Origin of the sequence: Terrisporobacter petrolearius (genome assembly GCF_020748185.1) — a bacterium.
Taxonomy (GTDB): domain Bacteria; phylum Bacillota; class Clostridia; order Peptostreptococcales; family Peptostreptococcaceae; genus Terrisporobacter; species Terrisporobacter petrolearius.
In genome coordinates this window covers 1-480 of the sequence record NZ_JAHZMO010000152.1, presented here as the reverse complement: position 1 = coordinate 480, position 480 = coordinate 1, and the positions used below count along the sequence as shown (strand labels likewise).

The 480-nt window shown below is 35.0% G+C and carries 1 protein-coding gene; it reads right to left on the bottom strand.

What is annotated here, in order from left to right; translation table 11 throughout:
- Nucleotides 1-480: methionine gamma-lyase family protein (locus tag K0040_RS20065; protein ID WP_228110447.1), on the bottom strand; the 480-nt coding region annotated here is incomplete at both ends.

The window sequence follows — 480 nt, the reverse complement described above, 5'->3', positions numbered from 1 at the left end:
CCCATTTTTGAATGGTCAAATGTAAGTCCACCTTGAAAATAAACATTATAAGGAGGTCTTATTGGAGCATCTGCACTTAATTCTATAGAAGAACCTTGTATAAATGCTCCTGCTGCCTTTATGACTTCACTTTCGTATCCAGGCATGTCCCAAGGAACAGGTTTTACATAAGAATCGACTGGTGCAGCTTCTTTTATACCTTCACAAAAACTTATTACTTCATCAGCACTATTAAGTCTAATACATTGAATAATATCCCTTCCTAAGTCATCATATTTTGGTAATACATCATATCCTAATTTTTCAAAAGATCTTGAGCAAAAGATAGCTCCCATTACAGCCTGAGATACTATATAAGGTGCCAAGAAAAAACCCTGAAGTACATGTCTAGTTGTTCCAAAAGTAAGACCACATTCTTTTCCTATTCCAGGAGAAGTCATTCTATAAGATATAAGCTCAATCAAATCTTTTCTACCAGCT